The 20,273-nt window shown below is 56.3% G+C and carries 14 protein-coding genes and 1 pseudogene; 12 read left to right on the top strand and 3 right to left on the bottom strand.

The features are described from left to right. Positions 1-82 precede the first annotated feature (82 nt). Together J1W56_RS26130 and J1W56_RS04865 are read left to right on the top strand one after the other, a co-directional pair. A pseudogene (locus J1W56_RS26130) lies at positions 83-245 on the top strand (IS110 family transposase); the annotation flags it as partial. A gap of 23 nt (positions 246-268) precedes the next feature. After that, complete coding sequence (locus J1W56_RS04865) at positions 269-727, top strand: transposase (RefSeq protein WP_404928019.1); 459 nt, start codon at positions 269-271, stop codon at positions 725-727. Between the two features lie 36 nt (positions 728-763). On the opposite strand, the gene J1W56_RS04860 is transcribed toward J1W56_RS04865, so the two are convergent. Next, complete coding sequence (locus J1W56_RS04860; RefSeq protein ID WP_223612161.1) at positions 764-1,675, bottom strand: agmatinase; 912 nt, start codon at positions 1,673-1,675, stop codon at positions 764-766. A gap of 311 nt (positions 1,676-1,986) precedes the next feature. Between J1W56_RS04860 and J1W56_RS04855 the strand changes: the two genes are divergently transcribed. Next, positions 1,987-2,253: a DUF2750 domain-containing protein gene (locus tag J1W56_RS04855; RefSeq protein WP_223612160.1), complete on the top strand. Its 267-nt coding sequence runs from the start codon at positions 1,987-1,989 to the stop codon at positions 2,251-2,253. A 196-nt stretch (positions 2,254-2,449) separates the two neighbouring features. On the opposite strand, the gene J1W56_RS04850 is transcribed toward J1W56_RS04855, so the two are convergent. Both J1W56_RS04850 and J1W56_RS04845 read right to left on the bottom strand, forming a co-directional pair. Then, on the bottom strand, positions 2,450-3,331 hold the full coding sequence (locus J1W56_RS04850; protein WP_223612159.1) for a MurR/RpiR family transcriptional regulator: 882 nt from the start codon (positions 3,329-3,331) through the stop codon (positions 2,450-2,452). 23 nt (positions 3,332-3,354) lie between these two features. After that, a complete protein-coding gene (locus J1W56_RS04845) occupies positions 3,355-4,083 on the bottom strand; it encodes an HAD-IIA family hydrolase (protein WP_223612158.1) in 729 nt (242 codons plus the stop codon). 137 nt (positions 4,084-4,220) lie between these two features. Here J1W56_RS04845 and J1W56_RS04840 point away from each other — a divergent pair, with 137 nt between their 5' ends. The 9 genes from J1W56_RS04840 (at position 4,221) to J1W56_RS04800 (ending at position 19,903) form a co-directional block, all read left to right on the top strand. Beyond that, complete coding sequence (locus J1W56_RS04840) at positions 4,221-5,090, top strand: metallophosphoesterase family protein (protein WP_223612157.1); 870 nt, start codon at positions 4,221-4,223, stop codon at positions 5,088-5,090. Continuing rightward, a complete protein-coding gene (locus tag J1W56_RS04835) occupies positions 5,083-6,006 on the top strand; it encodes an ABC transporter permease (protein ID WP_223612156.1) in 924 nt (307 codons plus the stop codon). Before J1W56_RS04840 ends, J1W56_RS04835 begins: the two co-directional genes overlap by 8 nt. A 104-nt stretch (positions 6,007-6,110) precedes the next feature. Beyond that, positions 6,111-6,920, top strand: a complete 810-nt coding sequence (locus J1W56_RS04830) for an ABC transporter permease (RefSeq protein ID WP_223612155.1) — start codon at positions 6,111-6,113, stop codon at positions 6,918-6,920. Then, a complete protein-coding gene (locus J1W56_RS04825; protein ID WP_223612154.1) occupies positions 6,818-8,590 on the top strand; it encodes an ABC transporter substrate-binding protein in 1,773 nt (590 codons plus the stop codon). The genes J1W56_RS04830 and J1W56_RS04825 overlap by 103 nt, the downstream gene beginning before the upstream one ends. Beyond that, positions 8,559-10,454 carry an ABC transporter ATP-binding protein gene (locus tag J1W56_RS04820; RefSeq protein ID WP_319025515.1) on the top strand — a complete coding sequence of 632 codons (1,896 nt, stop codon included), beginning with the start codon at positions 8,559-8,561 and terminating at the stop codon, positions 10,452-10,454. The genes J1W56_RS04825 and J1W56_RS04820 overlap by 32 nt, the downstream gene beginning before the upstream one ends. Before the next feature lie 303 nt (positions 10,455-10,757). Beyond that, entirely contained in the window at positions 10,758-14,447 is a 3,690-nt protein-coding gene (locus J1W56_RS04815) for an autotransporter outer membrane beta-barrel domain-containing protein (protein ID WP_223612153.1), read from the top strand. A 269-nt stretch (positions 14,448-14,716) separates the two neighbouring features. Then, positions 14,717-14,968, top strand: coding sequence for a hypothetical protein (locus J1W56_RS04810; protein WP_223612152.1), 252 nt, complete (start codon positions 14,717-14,719; stop codon positions 14,966-14,968). A gap of 139 nt (positions 14,969-15,107) precedes the next feature. Beyond that, on the top strand, positions 15,108-15,650 hold the full coding sequence (locus J1W56_RS04805) for an invasion associated locus B family protein (RefSeq protein ID WP_223612151.1): 543 nt from the start codon (positions 15,108-15,110) through the stop codon (positions 15,648-15,650). Between the two features lie 152 nt (positions 15,651-15,802). Then, on the top strand, positions 15,803-19,903 hold the full coding sequence (locus J1W56_RS04800; protein WP_223612150.1) for an autotransporter outer membrane beta-barrel domain-containing protein: 4,101 nt from the start codon (positions 15,803-15,805) through the stop codon (positions 19,901-19,903). Positions 19,904-20,273: the final 370 nt, after the last annotated feature.

Here is a 20,273-nt window from a genome sequence, read left to right as displayed (position 1 = left end):
ATGGGATGGAAGGCTCCCGCTCCGCCAGTGCTAGATCGGCACCGGTTAGGATGGACAAACCGGGAGTGTTCGAATGGAAGAGGCGATCTGTGAGGCGGTGATGCGCCCGACGATGCGCTTCGTGTCGATAAAATCGGTCGAGCAACAATCGGCGGCGATGTTACACCGCTCACGGGCTCTCCTAATCAAGCAGCGGACGATGCTGCCGAATGCGATCCGCGCACATCTGGCCGAGATCGGCATATCAACCGGGGCCGGGACCAGCCAAATGGCCCGTGTCATTCGGGAACTTGTGCAGGGCGAACGCACCGATCTGCTGGAACTTGCCCGGTTCGTGCTCGAAGCACTGGCCAACCTGGTGCAAGATCTCGCGCAGCGGCTTCAGGAGATCGAAAAGAAACTGATCTCATGGCATTATCGGAACGATCTCTCGAACCGGTTGGAGACCATTGCCGGAGTGGGCTTAGTGGCTCGACAAAATTCATCGGGCGGCAAGACGCGTCTTGGTCGCATCAGTAGGCAAGGAAATCGATATATCCGGCAACTGCCAATCCTCGGCGCGACATCAGTGCTGCGATACGTTCGTCGTGACCGAGGCGGCGGCACAAGCTGGGTCGGTGGGTTGTTGCGTCGCCGAAGGCCAGCAGTCGACAACAATGGCTGCATCAAAGGCCGGACACACGACTGCACTCGAGATGTGCTGCATGACCGAACCAGTTTCGCTTAACGCCGGCGCCTTGCACACACTTCGCTAAGCTCTCTTTCACACCTGCCGGACGATGGAACCGATTGTGTTGACGACAATGCGCGCAGCCGTCAGCGCTGACATGCCGTCAATGTCCGCGGGCGGATAGAGCTCGACAAGATCGAATCCTGCGATCCTTGCCCGCTTGCCGACACCTGCTATCAGATCGATCACCTGCGTGTAGGTGAGGCCACCAGGGGTGCGCGCCGCCACGCCAGGCATGATGCTGGGATCGAGGCTATCGCAGTCGAGCGTGATAACCACCCGCGCACCTTGCGGAATATGCCGCAGAGCGGCTTCGACGCCGTGGGCGTGAATCTCGCGGGCCGTTACAAAGTGGCTACCATAGCGTCGTGCTGCGTCGACATCAGCCAGACGTGCGCTGCCAACACTGCGCAGGCCGGCTTGCACCATGCCCGCGACATGCGGCATCTCGCTTGCCCGACGCATAGGGCTGGAATAGCCGTAGCGTTCGCCGTGGACCTCGTCGCGCCAGTCGATATGGGCATCGATCTGCAAAACCCAGACAGGACCATCGTCTCTAAAGCTGCCAAGAAAAGGAAATGTCACAGAACAATCGCCGCCGAGCAGGATAGGTACAGCCTGCAAAGCCAAGGCTTCACGCGTCTTTGCCTCGATGCGTGCTCGGTTGCCTTCATTGTCATGCATGGTGGTCTGGACGTTGCCAACATCCACGCAGCATCCCGGCTCGCCGTTAAAAAGTGGCCCTCCAAGATCAAAATCCCAGTGCTCGACAAGCGTGGCATCGTCCTGGCTTGCAGCGCGAATGGCGTCAGCGGCCAAGGTGTAGCCGCCACTATCCTTGCCCGGATAGGTGCTGCCGTGACCAACGCCAAAAATCACGATACGAGGCGTGCGGTCGTCGCCAAGGTGAGCGGGGAAGCCGAGAAAAGAGGATGAGATGTTCATTGGGCTGTCCTGAAAAGGTGAAATTCTAGTGTTAAGCACGCATGGTGGTGTCGTTCGACGGCTACAAACCGGAATGGTACCGTAACATAACGCCGGCCATCTCCTGCAGGTATCCGATGGCCTGTTGTGGTCTATCGGTTATGCTGACATCGTGCGTTCTGATGGCATGAGATGGGAGCGCCTTGCGTTTCCGAGGAATTCCAGGATCGGATGATTTACGATAATGCCTGGCGCCAACGAGGGGATGGGTCGACGCAAGCGTGTGGGCGAGTAGTGTTGCGGAAATGATAAAAAAAGACAGAATACGCTAAGTGTTGCCGCTCTGGCCGAATGCCATCTTGGCGGAGCTGTGGCTGGGGCCACTTGACCGCGGTACAGGCTTGCAAATCAAAACAGAAATCGTTGAGATGGAACTTGACGCGGTGCTCAAGAATTTTCTGCCGGCATTGCGGCAACGCGGACTTAAAGTCGGGATCTGCTTCGATCAGGCAAGCGACGGACGCATTGAGTCCGTCCACAAGGTGATCGCCGATATCAGGCATGAGATCCAGACGGGGTTTTCCTACCTGAAACCCTGACGACGGACATGGAGGATCAGGTCGAAAGGCAGATCATGCCGCCGTGGCTCCATGGACAGGCCTGGCCTCGCATTCTACCGTGGCGCGAGAAGAACGTGCTTCGGATTTACCCAATGTCGTGTCGTGAGGGCATGTTGAGTATGTGCTCAGCAAAGAAGAGATTGATAGCGTTTGAAGTCCCATGAATAGGACGCCATCAAACCCGCTTGGTCGACAACACTTCAAATGTCTTGGCAAGGGTGGCAACAGACCGGTCGTAGTCGGCGAGAGCAAGGCACGCGATCAGTGCATCAACGATCGCGAGTTGAGCAATCCGGCTGGTCATAGCCTCCGTTCGGAACTGCGTCTCGCGTGCCAGCGTATTCAGCACGATATCTGCATGCGCTAGAAGCGGCGACTTGCCGAAGTTCGTGATGGCAATGGTCGTTGCGCCTGCTTCCTTGGCGAGCCTTGTAGCGGTCAATGTTTCTATGGTGCTGCCGGAGTGCGAAATTGTAATCACTGCGGTCGATGAGTCAGCCAGAGATGCGGTGATCGCCTGAACATGGCTGTCGACGCTTGCGCGCGATTCTATGCCAATGCGCAGCAGCCGATAATTGGTATCCTCCGCAATGGTGGCGGCGCTGCCTATCCCGAATACCTCGACACGGCGCGCGGTTCGTATCACCTCGACGGCGCGGGCCAAGGAATGGACGTCGAGGGCATTCTGCGTGTCACGCAAGGCCTGCAAATCCGACTGAAATACCTTTTCGATCACCGCAGCCGTATCATCATCCGGGGTCAAATCCTCGTGGATAAATTGCACAGGTTGCACCAGTTCACGCGCAAGGGAGAGCTTGATCTGTTGGAACCCACGGGCACCGATGGTCTGGCAAAAACCGATAACGCTTCCCTCGCTCACTTCTGCCCGTTCTGCGACCTCGGTCACGGACATGTGCACGACGTCGGCGGCGTTCTTCGTGATGAAATCCGCAATGCGGCCGGCAGCCGGCGCCAGGTCCTTTCGAATTGCCTGAATACGATCAATAACCCCGGAAAACGCTTGTCCACCCGATGTCTTTTCCCGGTCACTGGTCATTGTCGCCTCACGTTCTCAGAGCTTCAGACTGTGGCTAGTCGAAGCGGTTGCCTTATGATGCCATTCTGTACGAGATGGAACCGCATTCCGAGACGGTGTGCACCAAGACCGTCAGTTTGCGGATTGTCGCCGATCATCACGGCTTCTGACGGCTCTATTCCAAGCCTTTTGCACGCCAATTCAAACAGGATGGGTTCCGGTTTGCCGATGATGATGTAATCGCGCGCGCCGGCACAGGCAAGAATTGCTGCCGCCAATGCGCCGGTCTCCGGCACCGGCTTCCCATCCGTGCCGGGATGGCTGAGATCTGGTGCTGCCACGTAAAACTCGGCGCCATCCGTGAGTGCTCCGGCTGCGGCTGCGAGTTTGGCATAGGAGAATTGCCTGTCGCGGGCAACGAGAACGACATCCGGCTTCGGCGCGTCGAGGCAAAGACCCTTGTCCTTCGCATAGGTTTGCAATGCGTGGCTTCCGAGAAGCATGACAGCTCCACCAGGATAGCTCATCGCTATCCGGTCAATGGCGCATGTTCCTGCCAGGACGATCCCTTCCTCGGCAATCTCCAGGCCGAGCGTATGCAACATGTGCGATAACTGGTGCGGCGTGTGTTCGGCATTGTTGGAAACAAGAACATGGCGCCCGGCAACGGCTTTCAACAGCCAGCGCGCATCCGGCAGGATCGTCCGGCCACTCAGCAAAGTGCCATCAAGATCAATCAGGTAGCCCCTGGCATGCAAGTCGAATTCAATCACGGTTCAATCCTCGATTCCGGGAGATGAATGGACTGAGGAAAACTCAATGTCAACAATTATAAATAATGAGTATAGTTCATAAAACTGTTACGAGCGGTGTTTAATCCTTGGGTAAAGAGTGACCTAAAGGAGCAGGCATGAAGATCGCGATCATCACAGATATCCATCATGGGCCGCAGTCCCATACCAAGGACGCGAATTGGAATGGCTTGCCGTTTGTGCGCCAGTTCATTGATCGGGCAATCGAGGAGAAAGCCGATCTCGTGCTTGATCTTGGTGATCATATTTCAGACACGACCCACGAGAATGACTATCGCTGTGCCACAGAACTTGCCGAGATCTTCAAGACGTTCCCAGGCAATCGCGTTCACATCCTCGGCAACCATGATGTGAACAATCTGAGCATTGCTGATAATGAGGCGATCTTCGGACAATCGATGCAAAGCAGCGTGCATGATCTTGGCGCGTGTCGTCTGATCGCATGGCAGCCCGATGTAAAGATCCAGATGGGCATTGGCTTTTCCAAAGCAGAACCTCACCTTGAATGGCTGGTTGAAACGCTGAATGCGGACGACCGCCCGGCCATCATCGCGACCCATGTTCCACTGTCTGGACACTCCCAGATCGGTAACTACTATTTCGAGCGCAATGCGCACTATTCAAGCTATCCGGACCATGCCGTTGTCCGGCGCGCTGTCGAGGCGACTGGACGGGCGGCACTTTGGCTCTCCGGACATGTTCACTGGAACACGGTCACCAATGTGGGCAATGTGCAGCACATCACCATTCAGTCCCTGAGCGAACGGTTCACGACCATGCCCATGACGGCATGCGCCTACGCTGATCTCGATATCAAGGACGACCAATTCACCATTGACGTCTTGGGTAACGATCCCTTCCACGCCCGTTTACCCTTCCGCAAATCCGATGACCGTCCGTGGGTGGTTCCTGTTCCACCTTTCACGGAAGCCGATCGCACTATCGAACGGGAGCGGCTTCGTGCTTGATTTTCTCGCCAGGCGAATGATCGGGGCAATCATCACGCTATGCGTGGTCATCGCCGCCGTATTTGCCGCGACCCGTCTGTCGGGTAATGCGATGGATTATCTTCTGCCGCCCGGAACGGATGCTGCGACGCGGGCAGCCATGATCCAGCATTTTGGACTCGACCAGCCTCTCTGGAGCCAGTTTTTCCATTTTGTCCGGGGTTTGTTCAATGGCGATTTTGGGATCAGTCTGTATGAGCGCCGGCCCGTCGCAGATATCTATGCGGAGCGGCTGCCCAATACGCTGATCCTTTTTGCCTATGCATTGTGCTTTTCGCTCGCTGTTGGTGTGCCGCTCGGGATCTTTGCGGCACTGAAACGGGGCAGTGCGGTAGGCTCGGTCATCATGGGATTGGCGTTTCTCGGATACGCAACGCCAAACTTTGTCCTGGCGATCCTGATGATCCTGTTCTTTTCCTTGAAACTACACCTGCTTCCGAGTTCAGGATCGGCAACGCCATTGCACTTCGTCATGCCGGCATTGGTCCTTTCGGCGCTCATGCTCGCCGAAATACTGCGGTTCACCCGTAATGCGATGCTTGATGTGATGAGCCAGGATTATATACGAACCGCCCGGGCCAAGGGTATGTCGCGATTTTCCGTCATCGGTAAGCACGCTCTTCGCAACGCAGCAATACCGGTTGTAACGATCATAGGCTTGCAGATCGCGGGGATGGTCGGGCGTTGCGTCCTGGTCGAAGCCATCTTCGCAACAAAGGGCATCGGCGATCTCATCGTCCACGCCGCCATAGGCAGAGACTACCCCGTCCTGCAGTTCGGCGTCATCTTCATAGCGAGCCTCGTTGTATTCACCTCGGTCGTCATCGACCTGCTTTATGCCCTTATTGATCCTCGTGTGAAGGTAACCGTATCATGAGTGAGCTGACAGCATCCGCCGCATCCATCCCCCTGAACACAACGGCCGCACGGGCCCATCGACGCAAGACTGGGATTGCGCGCCTCTGGTCAAGAGCTGGCCTGATGCCTCGGATCTATATTGCCGCCTTCGCCTTGATCCTGGTTGCCGCAATTGCTGGCCCTGCGATCGCACCTTTCGATCCCAACGCACAGACACTGCTGGCACGACTGCGTCCGCCAGTCGGCTTTGATCGCGCCATGGCAATCCATCCACTTGGGACAGACGAACTTGGGCGGGACTTGTTGTCGCGCACATTGTCGGGGTTGCAACTGACGATGCTGATCGCACTCGCCGGCAGTTTCATCAGCCTGGTGGTCGGGGTCGCATTCGGAACTGTCGCTGGTTATTTTCGCGGCCGCCTTGGCATGTTTCTTGTTGCTGTGGTTGACGTGCAGATGGCCGTACCTTTCACCCTCATTGCACTTCTCGTCATCGCGACACTCGGTAACTCGCTTCCGGTTCTAATTTCGGTGATTGGTATTTCCGGCTGGGAAGTCTATGCGCGCTTGGTGCGTGCACAGGTGCTGTCCATTTCCCATCAACCGTTTGTCGAGGCCGCACGGGCCGCGGGTGCATCGCATAGCCGAATTCTGTTCCGCCATGTGATCCCCAATGTTTTCTCGCCGATCATCGTCATCTGGACCATGACCTTCTCGGCACTGATCCTGCTGGAATCGTCGCTCTCCTTCCTCGGTCTTGGTGTTCAGCCTCCAACTGCAACGCTTGGGTCGATGGTCGGTTCGGGCCGTGATTATCTTGCTACGGCGCCTTGGGTTGCCGTGGTGCCATCGCTGGTCATCATGTTCATCTCGCTTCTGGTGCTGCTGATTGGCGATTGGCTGCGCGACGCACTCGACGTCAAGCTCAAGTAAGCCCCTGGCGGCTGCGCCCGCCTGGTGTGTTCGACACTGATACCAATTCGATTTTTGTGCCCTGCCGCGCTGCGCGTTGGACGGAAGGGATAATTTTACCCGCAAAGGAACCTGATATGAACCCTAGATTCACGCTTGCGCTGGCTTCGGCGCTGCTTCTTTCCACCTCTGCAATTGCTGCCGACCTGCGGGTCGGCGTGCAGAACCTTCCCCCGTTCCTCGATCCCGGCAAGGATTTCAGCAATACCGGGTCGCAGATGTATTACAACGCATTCGATCCATTGATCGAGAAGGACTATTCCAAGCCGGAAGCCGTTTTCAAACCCGGTATTGCCACATCCTGGAAACAGGTTTCACCAACGGTTTTCGAGGTGAAGATCCGCAATGACGTCAAGTTCCAGAATGGTGATCCTCTGACGGTCGACGATGTTGTATTTACCTTTGAACGATTGCTGAAAGACATGACTCCTGAGTTTGCGGGAATCCACCGGCAGTTTTTTGCGAATTTCATCAATGTCGACGCTCTGGACGAGTCCACGGTCCGCTTCACGACCGAGAAGCCGGAACCTCTTTTCGAGACACTCCTGAATACCTCCGAGGGCTCGATTGTGCCAAAGAAATACATCATGGGCCTGACCGGTGATGCGAATCTTGCAGAAAAGTCCGACTTCGATGCTTTTGCCCTCAAACCGATTGGTACAGGCCCGTACCAGATTGCGGACTACACGCCGAACGAGAGCCTGACCTACAAGCGGTTTGATGGTTTCTTTGGCGACAAGGCACCGTTCGAGACTGTTACCGTGCGCCGCATTCCGGAAATGGCGGCACGCACCACAGCGCTTGCCAATGGTGAAGTCGACATGATCACCAATGTTCCGCCGGATCAGCTCGACGCGATCTCTTCCAATCCTGCGCTCAAGGTTGAAGGGGCGGTCACACCACTTTTCCATGTGGTTATTTTCAACACGAGAAATGGTGTGCTGAAGGACAAGCGTATCCGCGAGGCGCTCAGCATGGCGATCGATCGCGATTTGCTGAATGAGTCACTCTGGCTTGGGAAGGCCGTCGTCCCGGGTACGCATACCTATCCCCAGTACGGGCCGCTCTACATGCCTGAATTGAAGACCTTCGAATACAATCCTGAGAAGGCGAAACAACTGCTGAAGGACGCTGGCTATGATGGCTCACCGGTCCGTTACGACACGGAAGCCACCTACTATACCAACGGTCTTCTCGCAGCACAGGCGATCAAGGAGATGTGGGCTGCAGTTGGTGTGCCGATGAACATCAATGTGACGCCGAAATGGACCGCCGCCGATCCGGACATGAATTCGCGCAATTGGTCGAATCCAATGTATTTCGCCGATCCGGTCGGCTCCTTTGGCACCATGTGGGCGCCGAAAGGTGCTGGAACGGAAGCCTCCTGGTCAACCACGCCGGTCTATGATGCCATGTGGGAACGTTTTCGTTATTCGACGGATGTGAACGAGCGCAAGAAGGCCTATGCCGAGATGATGAATTATGTGAAGGACGAAGCGCCGTTCATCCCGCTGTATCAGCCGTTCGAATCCTATGGAATGAGCCGGAAGCTCGACTGGAAGCCGTTACCGGGGCACATCCCTTACGTCCTTGACTTCCGTGCTGGCGCCGTTTCCATCGCCACCAACTGAGGCCGCTTGCGCCGCCGGGCTTCGTGCCTTCCGGCGGCGCTCATTCTCCAGCTATCGAGGGGTCACCATGAACAAGCCGCCACTGCTTTCCATCGAAAACCTGTGCATCAGTTTCAAGACCGGAAGCGGCCGACTGCTTGCCGTGGAGAAATTGTCTTTCGATGTGTCTCCCGGTGAATGTGTCGCCATCGTTGGCGAATCCGGATCAGGGAAGTCAGTCACGGCGATGTCCATTCTTGGCCTGACCACCTTCAACGGCGGCGTCATCGAGCAAGGGACATTACAGTTCCGCCAGCGCAATGGGGAGCTTGTCGACCTGGCACAGCTTCCGGAAAGGCAACTCGAAAGCATCCGCGGCGATGAAATCGCAATGGTTTTCCAGGAACCGATGACCAGCCTCAACCCAGTTTTTACCGTGGGTGAGCAGGTGGCGGAGGTTGTCAAGCAGCACCGTCAAGTTGGCAAGACTGAAGCGTCTGCTCGTGCGCTCGAACTTCTGAAGCGTGTGCAGATTGCGGAAGCTGAGACCCGCTTCCGGCAATATCCGCATGAATTGTCAGGTGGAATGCGGCAACGTATCGTCATTGCCATGGCTCTTGCATGCTCGCCACGTCTGCTGATTGCCGATGAGCCAACGACAGCGCTGGATGTTACGATCCAGGCGCAGATTCTTGATCTATTAAAGGAACTTGCCAGACAGGATGGTTTATCGCTGTTGTTCATTACGCACGACATGGGTGTGGTTGCCGAGATCGCTGACCGGGTTATCGTCATGCGGCAGGGCTGCAAGGTTGAAGAAGGGCCAACGGAAACACTGTTTGCCTCTCCCGTCCAACCCTACACGCGCCAACTCCTCGACGCGGTTCCAAGACTCGGGGCAATGGCGTCGTTTGCAGAGCCGCGTGCGTTTGGCGATCATCGGCCAGACCTGGTTGGGGATAAACCGGCCAGATTGCCTCTGTTGCGGGTTCGCGATCTCGTGAGCCGGTTTCCAGTGTGCAAGGGCGCTCTGCAGCGGCATGTGGCAAATGTTCATGCTGTCGAAAACGTCTCCTTTGATCTGGCGCAGGGAGAGACCCTTTCCCTCGTTGGTGAATCCGGCTGCGGCAAATCCACCACCGGCCGATCCATACTTCGCCTCATAGAACCTCTGTCCGGAACCGTTGAACTGGCGGGCGAAGATATATTGGCCCTGAAGGGCAGGGAGCTTCAGGCGCGCAGGCGCGACATGCAGATCATTTTTCAGGACCCCTATGCCGCGCTCGATCCAAGGCTGACCGCGTTTGATCAGGTTGCCGAACCCCTTGTCATCCACAAGGTGGATCAAGGGTCTGCCCTTCGCGACCGCGTGGTCGCACTGATCGAGCGCGTGGGGCTTTCAGCCGAACATCTCGATCGCTATTCGCATGAATTTTCCGGCGGCCAGCGCCAGCGCCTCTGCATCGCCCGGGCTCTGACACTATCGCCCAAACTCATCATTGCCGACGAGCCTGTTTCAGCACTCGACGTATCGGTTCAGGCACAAGTGGTCAATCTTATCATCGAACTGCAGGAGGAACTGGGGCTGTCATATCTGTTCATCTCTCACGACATGGCCGTCGTCGAACGGGTGAGCCACCGGGTGGCCGTCATGAACATGGGACGCATAGTTGAGATAGGCTCGCGCGCGGCTGTATTCGGCAATCCGCAGCATCCCTACACGCAATCCTTGCTGGCGGCTGTTCCCAGCACCGACCCTACAACGAAAAGGAAAGTTCCGGTGGCGCCTACTCAGCTCGTTTCGCCGGTTCATCCTGTTGGCTACCTCCCGCCCGAGACAAGGTTTGAGCGCATCTCTGCGGATCATCACGTGCTCGTAAACTGAAGACAAATCGAGCGTGGGGAACACTTAGGCAAACAGGCGGATGATAGGCTTTCGACGAGTTTCTTCCCGTCGAGCATAGCAAAAATGCCAGGAAGGATGCCGCAGTATTGCCGCTCACTGCTGGTGGAATACGCAAAGATAAAACAAAATATGTGGGGCATTTCGGCCACAATGACAAACGTATCGCATCAGAATAGGGGATTCTTGCGAGCAATCAATTTCTTTCGTACGTTGAAGTTGTAGCAATGATTCCGTTGCGCAGCGCTATCAATATTTAACGGCAAGAATGGACGGGGATCATACATGCAGAGGCCATTGAAAATGCATTCGGCACAATTGCTTGCAGCAACGGCCCTCATTGGGACGTTTGTATTTGTCGATACATCGTTTGCAGCTTGTACCACCGTTGGCGGAGTGACGACGTGCGATACGACCGCCCCCAATCCTTGGACTACCAGAGTCGGAAACGGCCCGGCCGCGAGTGAAGACAACCGAACCCTTATTGTAAAAAGCGGAAGCCAGATCAATTCCGGCAATGACAATGCTGTCACGTTCCGCGACAATGCCAATATCACCGTTCAAAGCGGCGCTACGGTCAGCAATTTTGCCACGACCACCGCTGGCCAATACAACACGGGCGGCGACACGGTCGAGGTTCGCAACAATTCGACAATAACCGTCGAACAGGGAGGCCAGATTCTCGCAGCAGGACCGCAGAACAGCGGCGAGGCGATCAATCCGGAAGGCTTCGGCAATACAATTATCAACAATGGAACGATCAGGGGCACGAACTCCGCTGCCATCTGGTTTCAGAACACAACTGGCTCCAACACCGTCATCAACAACGAGACCGGCGTCATTCAAGCGCCCGGTAACGTCATCGGGGCGTCGGGCAACGGCTCCGTGGATTTCACCAACAAAGGCATGGTGATCGGCAATCTCGTCTTTGCGGGCGGTAATGATACATTGCGGCTCTACACGGGCTCGACCATCACCGGCAACTTCAATGGCGGCGGCGGCAACAATACTATTTTTCTCAGTGGAACCGGGCAATCGTCGCTGCCCGGCAACATGGCCAATTTCCAGACGCTGATCAAGAACGATACCGGCACGTGGACCCTGACCGGAACGATTACCGGCGTAACGGCCTCTACGGTGCAGGAAGGCACCTTGGTCCTGACCGGCAACAATACGAATTACACGGGAACGATTCTTGTTGCTCCCGCCGGCACACTCGAAGCGCGGGCCCAGAGTCTGCCACCGACCGTTACCGACAACGGCCTTGTGCGCTTCAACCAGCCGGATACCGGAACCTATAGCGGTCTTATTTCTGGCACAGGCGTTGTGGAAAAGACTGGCGCGGGCGTCGTCACCCTGGCCCCGACAGCTCCAGGCGGCAATACCTATTCCGGCGGAACACGGATCAATCAGGGTGTTGTCGCTGTCGGTGTCGATAATGCATTGGGCGCTTCGAACGGGGGCATCACGTTCAACGGCGGGACGCTGCAGCTTAACAACAGCTTCAATCTAGCCGCAACGCGGGCCATCGTCGTCAACGCGCCCGGTGGCACGGTTGATACGCAAGGGTATACCTCGACCGTTAGTCAGGGCATCACGGGTGCAGGCGCGTTGAACAAGGCTGGCTCCGGGGCGCTTATCTTGACGGGCAACAACGCCTATACTGGCGGAACGACGATTGCAGCCGGCACGTTGCAGCTCGGCAATGGCGGCGCGAGCGGCAGCATTGTCGGTAATGTCACCAACAACGGTGCCCTTGCATTCAACAGGTCCGACACATCCACCTTCAGCGGTGTGGTTTCCGGTTCCGGTTCCGTTGCGCAGATTGGCACCGGCACGACAATTCTTACTGCGGACAATACTTACACCGGCGGCACTACGATCAGCGCCGGAATCCTGCAGCTCGGCAATGGCGGTACGAGCGGCAGTATTGTCGGCAATATCACCAACAACGCTGCCCTCGCGTTCAACAGGTCCGACACGGCAACCTACGCCGGCGTGATTTCGGGTTCCGGTTCAGTTGCGCAGATTGGTGCGGGCACCACGGTTCTGACTGGGGACAGCAGCTATACCGGCGGCACAACGATCAGCGCCGGGACCCTGCAGCTCGGCAATGGCGGTACGAGCGGCAGCATTGTCGGCAATGTCACCAACAACGCTACCCTTGCATTCAACAGGTCCGACACATCCACCTTCGGCGGTGTGGTTTCCGGTTCCGGTTCCGTTGCGCAGATCGGCACTGGTACCACCATTCTCACCGCCAATAACAATTACACCGGCGGGACAACGATTTCAGCCGGGACGCTTGCCGTCGGTGACGCAGCCAATCCGGGCGCAGCGCTTTCTGGTGGCGGACCGATCAACATCGCATCGGCAGGCACACTCGCCGGCTTTGGCAGCGTTACTGGCGATGTCACCAATGACGGTACGATTGCCGTCGCCAATGCTCTGCCCGCATTCACATCCGGACCAAACGGCAATTTCACCATCAACGGAACGCTGACCAATCGTGGCCATGTTCAGCTTGGCGGCAACGGCGTCGGAAATACCCTGAATGTTACCAACTATGTCGGTCAGAGCGGGACCATAGGTCTCAACACCTACCTCGGTACCGACGGCTCGCCGTCCGACAGGCTGATCGTCAATGGCGGGACTGCGTCCGGCTCGACGGCATTGCAGATAACCAATGTCGGCGGTCCCGGTGCAGCAACCACCAACAACGGTATTCTTCTTGTCGATGCTGTGAATGGTGGAACGACCGCGCCCGGTGCATTCTCGCTGGCTGGACCCGTTGCAGCTGGAGCGCGCGAATATGTGCTCTTCAAGGGCGGCGTCACAGGCGGCACCGCGCAGAATTGGTATCTGCGGTCTGCCATTACACCGCCGGACGAAGGCGTACCACCGGCAGTGCCCGGCGACACTGCCGGCGGCACGCCACTACCCCCGACGCCGGGGGATCCAAACCCGCAGCCACCCAATCCCGGCGCAACGCCGGTTATCCCCACCAATGGGGAGGCCGTTCCGCTTTACCGACCGGAAGTGCCCACCTATACCGTTGTCCCGCCGGCACTACGGCTGGCCACGCTGGCCACGCTCGGGACCTTCCACGAACGACGGGGCGAACAGAGCGTGTTGACGACCGGAGACAATTTTTCTGCGGCTTGGGGCCGCGTCTTCGGACAGGACATCGAACAGAAGTGGTCTGGCACCGTTGACCCATCAATCGACGGATCGATATGGGGCGGCCAAGTCGGCCTCGACATTCTGCGCCGGGATAGCGGCAACGGTCACCGCGACACCGCAGGTGTGTTCTTCGGGTATTCGACGATCAACGCCAAGGTAAAAGGCCAGGCATTGGGTTGGAACGATCTGAGCGTCGGTGATATCAATGCCGATGTTTCCAGCCTCGGCGGATACTGGACTCATATCGGACCGACCGGATGGTATGTCGACGGTGTGCTGATGGGGTCATGGTTCAACGGTAGCGCCAAGACCAATCGCGGTATCGGCATCGACACAAACGGCAGCGGCATTACTGCTTCGTTGGAAGGTGGCTATCCAATATCTATTGCTCAGGATTGGGTGCTTGAGCCGCAGGCACAGATCATCTGGCAGGACCTATCCATCGATAATCAAAACGACGGGTTTTCGTCAGTCAATTTCAATACCGACAACAGTTGGACCGGACGCGTCGGCATGCGCCTGCAAGGCAACGTCGAGACCTCCGCAGGTTTGCTTCAGCCTTATCTGAAAGCCAATCTTTGGCATGCATTCGACGGCAGTGACCGCGTCCGATTTGGCTCGGATATCATCAGCACAGACTTCGGAGGGACCTCGCTGGAGCTTGGTGGCGGTATCGTGGCGGCAGTTGCGAAAGACGTCAGCCTCTACGCAACGGCGGACTACACTTTTGAAGTCGACGGTGAAAAGCAGCGGGTTATCAAGGGAAATGCAGGCATTCGGGTACATTGGTGATTGCCCGGCTCGCTCCCCACTCTCGCAGGCGCCATAGGATCGCTCATAGTCTATAATCGCTTCCATTTTGAAAGCATAAAAATTTAGCAAATTCAGCAGTTTGCAGAAGTTCTGCTGTCTTAAGCATCGACTGGTTCCGAAACGGAACCAGTTCTGAAATACTTTTGGGCATTTTTATAGGAAACAGCTCGCCAAGCGGCCTTCCGAACGCAAGTGAATGTCGCCCCGATGACAGCGTTGACTGCATCGCAACGGGAGCTGGCATTGTCATGATGAAACAGAGATCCAATGGAAATGCATTCGGTTGTGATCGCCCGGAGCAAAGGGTTCGTCGCGCTGTGCTGAAGGTGGATTACAGCCAGGAAGGTCATCCGGAGCACTTAAAGACATCGTGTTCCGCAGTAAGGGCAGAGCAGGAAATCCAATGCCCTCCTCATATTTTGCTGCCGGTCTGGGTCGGCGTGATCGCGGTCTGCCTGTTGTTTTGGGTATTCATCGCGACGCTCTTGCTGGATTTCTGAGACCGCTAATGCGCTGCGACGCTCCCCACGAATGACATTCACGGTCCTTCGACCGGCCGCGCTCTTTGGCCAATTGGGAAACGGAAATTCGAGCACGCCTACGGACCTCTCAGGTCGATATGCTTAAAAGGAAATTCAAATGCTTAAATCAGTTCTACTTTCTCTCGCGGGAGCTGGCATTGCCGCGCTCGCAATCTATAATCCGGCTTTCGCCGCCGACAGTGGGCTCCCAGGCGGTGCAACATCATTGCGCGAACAGTATGGCGCCTGGACCGTTATCTGTGGTGTCGATGACAAGCAGGCCAAGAACTGTGTCCTTCAACAGGAACAAGTTCGTCAGGTTAAGAATAGTCCAAGTCAGCGCGTTCTCGCCGTTGAGATTCAGCCAAAGGGGAAAGAGGCCGACGCTCTTTTGGTGTTGCCACTTGGTCTTAAGCTGGTAGGTGGCGCCGTACTTCAAATCGATGATGGCAAGGCCAGTGCGGCCAATCCATTTCGAACATGCGTTCCGGCAGGTTGCATTGTCAGCGTCAAGGCCGATGCCAAAATGTTAGCTCTGCTGGGCAACGGTAAGTCGCTGGCGGTCAAAACCACGACCGACGATGGCAAGGAAGCGAATTTTGCCATCACCCTTGATGGGTTCCAAAGCGCACTCAACCGCGCTGTCGCGCTGAAAAACTAAGGCGACCAACTAACTGAAATCATGCGGCGGGCTCTTCATCGGAAGAGCCCGATGCTTCGCCACGCCGGTTATCGCCAATTTACACAACAATCAAACGATCCAGCTGCCGGCCAATGGTGTCAGGCGCACAACAGCGAGTTCATAACATGCAAATGAAATCTAAAAGCAAAGGAGGGCTCTCTATCAGCTCCTCCATCAAGCGACTGGGGCTGTCCACGGCACTCGTATCCGTGTTGGCTGTTCCAGCATTCAGTCAAAGCTATGACCTCGTCATCGATACAGACCAGACATCTGCGGTGCAGCTTTCTGCATCTGGTGGTTCGGTTCTGGTACAGGAGGGGGTGACGGTAAGTCCCAACACGTCAGCCGCCGATTTTGCTCTCGGTGGACTCAACGCCCTGAACTGGACTGTCGTCAATAACGGAACGATCAACTACGACCCCGGAAGTGGTGGATATGGCGTTCAACTGGTTGGCGACACGAGCGCGGTCATAAACGCGGGCTCTATTTATGGCAGTTATGTTGGCCTACAGAGCGGAACCAATTACCTCGGCAATCTGGATGCAATTTCAGTCACCAATCTTGCGGGCGGGACGATCAGCGGTGCCAGTCAGGGCATCTTTGCCTGGGATGGTCTGAAGGTTGAAAATCACGGCACTATATCAGGCGGGTCGGTCGGCATATACGGCACCGACAGCGGCAAAACTGGTGGAGATACGACGAAATCCATTGCAAATTATGGGACCATCTCTGGTGGGAACGTCGCAATCTCATTGTCAAATGGCACCGAAATTCTCAACGCCGCTGGCGGCCAGATTCTTGGCGGGGCCAATGGCGATGGCATCGATGTATCGAATTCAAACTCGTTCAACATCACCAATGAAGCGGAATCCATCATCCGTGGTGGCCGTCGCGGGATAAACTCGGCCTATTTCGGTACATATGTCAATCTGGATAATGCCGGGACGATCGAGGGCGGGACTGGCGCAGGCGCGTACCTTTACGCCAGCAGCACTGTCAACAACAGGGAAGGCGCAACCATCAGCGGAGCCGGTGGTCTTACGTTGGGGCGTCTTTCTTATCATAGCCTGACCAATGCCGGCACCATCGTGGGAACCGGTACGAGCCTTGTTGAAGGAAGCATCTTCTATGACGATCTCGGAGCTGGTGCGGGCATTTATATTGGCGGCGGCTTTGCTGTCATCCAAAATCTTGCGCCCGGTCGCATCGAGGGAGGCGCTTATGGCATTTATACGGGTGCCCTGAATGGCACTGCTGCTGGTTATTCTTCCATAGACAATGCGGGCACAATTACCGGCAATACCGGCATTGGCGTTGATGGCGTCGGTATGAGCATCGTCAATTCCGGTACGATCGAAGGGACGGGCGGCGTTGCCATTGCCTTTGCCCAGTCCGATTCGTTCAATTGGAACAGCCTGCAGCTCAAGACCGGTTCCGTCATCAAGGGCGATGTCATTGGTAGTGTCGGTGACAGTGCACGTAATACGCTGGAGCTGACCGGAACAGGAAGCGAAGATATCTCGAAGTTCAAGAACTTTCAGATTTTGCGACTGAATAGAGATTCGATGGATCCGGATTATACTCCCGCCAATTGGACATTGACGGGTTCCAGCACCTTCTCTGAATCGGCTTCGATTAACGGCGGAACGATGGTTGTCGACGGCGCTCTGACGACCCCAAATTTGACCGTATATGACGGGACGTTAACCGGGTCTGGCATGATCGTTGGTGATGTCAGTCTTGGTTACGCGGCAAGACTTGCCGGCCGCCAGGGTCAGGTTCTGACGATCGATGGCAATCTTGCGATGAGCGATTATGCCAATGTTGACGTGGCACTGGGCGCGCCAAGCAGCAACGGCTTGTTCGACGTGAAGGGCGATCTGACAATCGGCGGGAAGCTCAACGTCTCTGATCTTGGCGGATTCGGCGCGGGCGTTTACCGTATCTTTGACTATGGTGGTTCGCTCACCGATAACGGCTTCAATCTGGGAACATTGCCTGGCGGCATCAATTCGGCTGATCTTTCAATCCAGACGGCGATCGATAAGCAAGTCAATCTGATCAGTGCTGCGGGTGTGAAGCTCAATTTCTGGGATGGAACGATCACGCCTGTCGACGGCCATATGCAGGGTGGCGACGGCGTGATTGCCGGCGGCGATGGCATCTGGGACGCTTCGAACGTGAACTGGACGGACGCCAATGGAGCGATCAATAGCCAGTGGAATGGTGAATTCGCTATCTTCCAGGGCGCGGCAGGAACTGTGACTGTTGATAACAGCAAGGGCCAAGTGGCCGCTGCGGGCATGCAGTTCGCAACCGATGGCTATGTCGTCGAAGGTGATGCAATCGAGCTCACCGAGAACGAGAGTGTTGTTCGCGTTGGTGTTGGCTCACGTGCTGGTGCGGATATGACCGCGACGATCAAATCGGAACTGACCGGTTCCGGAGGTCTGGTGAAGACCGATTACGGCACACTGATCCTTACGGCCAATAACACCTATACCGGCGATACGGCAGTGAAGGGCGGCGCGCTTGTCGTCGGCACGGCGACAAGCATGGATGCTGCGCTTTCCGGTAGCACGCAGGTGAATGTATCAGCCGGTGGCGCGCTCGGCGGTTATGGTAGCGTTGCAGGCAATGTGATCAATGATGGCGTGATTGCGGTCGGCGATGCTATCGGTTTGATCGGTGGACCCAAGGGCGAAGCCAACTTCCGTATCCTCGGCGATCTCGACAATGGCGGTACCGTCATTGTTGCCGGCTCCGGCATCGGCAACCAGCTGACTGTTGGCGGCAACTACATCGGTAGCGGCGGCACATTTGTTCTCAACACGGTTCTCAACGAGGGTGGTTCGAATGCGCAGACCGATAAGGTTGTGATCGCAGGCGACACATCCGGCACCGGAAAGATCGCCATTAACAATGTGGGCGGCACAGGAGGATTGACAGGTACCAATCCGACCGACGGCATCAAGATTGTGGAGATCGGCGGCGAAAGCAATGCAGAATTCAAGCTGGCGCATGCCGTCGTCGCAGGCATTTACGACTACGGTGCCTACAAGGCCGACGGCCAGAACTGGTATCTGCAGTCGCGTGAGGGTGATCCAACCGACCCCGGCAATCCTGGTGGCCATGTCGTCGATACGGTTCCGGGCTACAACACGGCACTTGCCGGAGCACAGGAGCATGTCCTGACCACGCTTGACACTTTCCACGAGCGTGTTGGTGAACTGCGATCGGAGGAAATGGAAGATGGCTTCCATGCCTGGACCCGCGGCATCGGCAAGACCGGCTCCTATTCGCCGAAGAGCATCACCGGCTACAATGGCCACGGCTTTGATATGACCACAGGCGGCGTGCAGGTTGGCGGCGACTATTCGCTTGGCGGTGTGTTCATCCCTGGTGACAAGTTGACCGTTGGTGTGTTCGGTGAATATGCCCATTCGAACTTTGATGTTCGTGGTCGTACGGCAAGTGGCTCGATCTCCAGCAAGGGCGTTGGGGCCTATGCGACGTGGCAGCAGAATGCCCCGACCGCGACCAAGCCGGGCACCGGCGCCTATGTCGATGCGGTCGTCAAGCAGGATTGGCTTGATTTGGGTGTTTCAGCAAAGTCCGTCTCCGGCTTTGACATCGGTCACTCGTATAAGGGCCGGGCCACCTCGGCATCGATCGAAACCGGGTATGGCTTTGATCTGGGCAACAATGTTGTTCTGCAGCCGCAGGCACAGCTGACCTGGTCGAAAGTGACCGCGGACAATTTCACCGACAGCACCGGCGTTGCTGTTCGTGGTCAGGAAGCCGAAAGTCTGCGCGGACGTCTCGGCATTCGCTTGGAAAAGACCTTCTTCTTTGGTGATGATCAGGACGAACAGGTCTCCCTGATGCCAGTTCCGGAAAAGCCGACAAAGGGCAAGGCCAAGGCCAAAGCCAATGGCAAGGTGAAGACCAAGGTTGTTGCTGCACAGCCGAAGAAGAACAAGAAGTTCGTCAAGTCGGTCACGACTTATGTCGATGCCAATGTCAAGCATGAGTTCAAGGGCAGGAACGGTCTCATTGCGTCCGACAATGCCATTGGCAATGACATGCGCGGCACACGCTACGATGTTGGCGTCGGCGCCGTTGCCAAACTATCCAAGAATGTCGGCCTGTTCGGCCGGGCATCGGTCGAGTTTGGTGGCAGCACCAATGTGGCAGGCACGGTCTCGGGCGGTCTCAAGATCACCTGGTAACGAAAACCGGAAGCCAGTTCTTAACGACTTCCGGACGCAGCACCTGCCCGGTTTGACTTCCGATTACCGGGTAGAAATGGTGCACATTGTTCCGGCCGAATGCTAGAAAAGCATTCGGCCGGAATACTGGCTAAGGCAATGTTACCCTCTGCTGAATTGCGATGATTTCCATTCATCTAGCCAAGCCCACCGAACAGGCGCTCCTTCTGAGGAAATCAGCAAATGTGATGCAGTTTTGATTGCGAAAAGTAGCGCACTATTGGAAACCGTGCAGTTCCTAGTGCCTTGTGAATAGCATCCGTAGATACACTAATATAAGTGAAGTCAACGGATGGGAAGATTGTGCGACATACCCCGAGCCGCTGAAAGT

It is taken from the genome of Phyllobacterium calauticae, assembly GCF_019991125.1.
GTDB classification, from domain to species: domain Bacteria; phylum Pseudomonadota; class Alphaproteobacteria; order Rhizobiales; family Rhizobiaceae; genus Phyllobacterium; species Phyllobacterium calauticae.
This window is presented reverse-complemented; position numbering and strand designations above follow the sequence as displayed.